Source organism: Halorubrum sp. SD612 (assembly GCF_002135005.1).
The window spans coordinates 1-2,106 of record NZ_NEWI01000278.1 but is presented as its reverse complement, the minus strand read 5'-3'; the positions used below and the strand labels follow the sequence as shown (position 1 = coordinate 2,106).

Below are 2,106 nucleotides of genomic sequence, written 5' to 3'. Positions count from 1 at the left end.
AGGAGGCGATCACGGCGGCGCCACGCCGAGACGAACGTCGAGAACCTGGTCGAGGCCATCGGCGACGGCGCCGACGTGATCGCCTCCTGTACCTCCTGTTCGCTGTCGCTGCGCCAGGAGTACCCCGAGCTGTTCGACCTCCACGGGATCGAGGACGTCGCCGAGCACACCTTCGAGGCGCTGGAGTACCTCCGGATCCACGAGGACTTGGAGGGCGAGCTCGACGCGGCCGGCGGGCTCGACGACGAGCGGGCGTTCGCGTACCACGCCCCGTGTCACGCGCGCAACCAGGGGCTCTCGCGGCAGGCGGTCGAGACGTTCCGCGACGTCGACGGCGTTCAGATGGAGGACGTCGGCGACTCCTGTTCGGGCATCTCCGGCACCTACGGCTGGAAGGAGGAGAAGTACGAGAAGTCGATGGAGATCGGCGAAGAGATGTTCGAGCACATGGAGGACGCCGAGGGCGAGGTGGGCATGACGGAGTGCCCGACCTGCGCGATGCAGATGGAGCACGGTACCGGGTACGAGATCGAACACCCGCTCCAGCTGCTCGAAGACGCGCTGGGCGCGTAGGCGGCTCCGGCCGGCCGCCGGCCTCACCGGACTCCGCCGCGCTCGCTGCGCGGACCGGGGACCATGGTGTACCCGGTAGTCGGCGTCGTTCGTTCTCAGCCCCGATAACCGAGAGAGAATTCTTATGAGTCGAACTCGCTGACTCCGGGGCACGTGACACTCGAACAGTTTCTCGATCGCTTCGACGGACCCGAGCGCTCCGTGGTCGTCGTCAACCGCACCGACCCGGACCCCGTGATAAATATGCTCGTGGACACGTTCGGCGACGACGCAGTGCGGGTGGTCGACGGCCGCGCGGCCGACGCGCCGGGCGACCGACGCCTGACCGACGGGGCCGGAGCCGTCGGCGGAGACGGCACCCTCGGTCTCACGCCCCGAGAACTGACGACGGTCGACGCCGCCGAGTCCGACGAGCCGGTCCCCGCCCTCGACGTCGACGTCCTTCGGCGCCACGAGGACGTCCCGTTCGACGGCGGCGACCCCGCCGACATCGAGAACCTCGTCCTGCTCGTGGAGGGCGACGAGGTGGTGGCGGGGTCGACGCTCGGCGAGCTCGGCGACGCGGTGCTCTTCGTCAACTCCGACCTGTACATCACCGGCAGCCGGTCGCTCTCCGACGTCGACCTCCCGTCGGTGATAAGCGGCCTCGACGACGCGACGTTCACGCTCCGGGGGTACCCCGAGTCGAACCGGCAGAAGCTGCTCCTCATCACCGTCTCCCGGTTCATCGAGCGGGCGGCGTGGACCGCCGGCGACGGCACCCTGCGCTCGTCGTTCCAGCGGCTCTCGCGCATCGACGACGAGGTCGGCACCCGAGAGGTGTACGAGCGCGTCGCCGACACCGGCGTCGACACGCACCTCTACGGCGTGCCGGACGAGCTCCCGCAGGACCTCGACGCGGTGGTCCACGCCGGCGACGGCCCGGACTTCGCCGACAGCTGGTTCGTGGTGTACCGACCGCCGGAGGGGCCGCATCCGGCCGAGAGCGACCCGGAAAGCGACCTCAAACGAGGGATCGAGGGGGGTGTGGGGCTCCTCGCGGTCGAGACCGAGCCCCGGACGTGGCGGGGCCTCTGGACGTTCGATTCGGACCGGGTCTCGCGGATAAACCGCTACATCGAGCGGAACCTGTAGCGTCGCCGACGGGCCGGACGCCTCGCCGCCGAGGATTTCCTCCCGCGACCGCGCGGCCGTATCCAACCCGTGCGTTCATATTCGCGGAGCGGTGACGGGCGGCCATGTTCACGGAGCGGTCCGCGCTCGTCGACGACGGGCGCCCGATGCGCGGGTACGGCGTCGCGGTGACGCCCGGTCGCGACGGGCCGCTCGTCTTCGTCGCCGGCTACGGCGAGCCGAACCGGCTGTACGCCCGGGAAGACGGCCGCTTCTCCGACGCCGCCTGCGGCATCGTCGCCGACGGGACGCGCCACGGGATGGGCGTCTGCGCGGCCGACCTCGACGCCGACGGCTGCGAGGAGGTGTACGTCCACAACTGCGCGCGCGGCGTCGACGGCGGCGACCCCGACCTCCTCT

3 protein-coding genes are annotated in these 2,106 nt (G+C 70.5%); all 3 read left to right on the top strand.

The window, feature by feature from the left end; all coding sequences use genetic code 11:
* The coding region (locus tag B9G38_RS16380; RefSeq protein WP_255375989.1) for a heterodisulfide reductase-related iron-sulfur binding cluster at positions 1–573 on the top strand (573 nt) is incomplete at its 5' end.
* Between the two features lie 153 nt (positions 574–726).
* The gene (locus B9G38_RS16375) at positions 727–1,707 is read left to right on the top strand and encodes a hypothetical protein (RefSeq protein ID WP_086221086.1); all 981 of its coding nucleotides are present in this window, start codon (positions 727–729) and stop codon (positions 1,705–1,707) included.
* Between the two features lie 104 nt (positions 1,708–1,811).
* Positions 1,812–2,106: FG-GAP-like repeat-containing protein (locus tag B9G38_RS16370; protein ID WP_143415563.1), on the top strand; the 295-nt coding region annotated here is incomplete at its 3' end.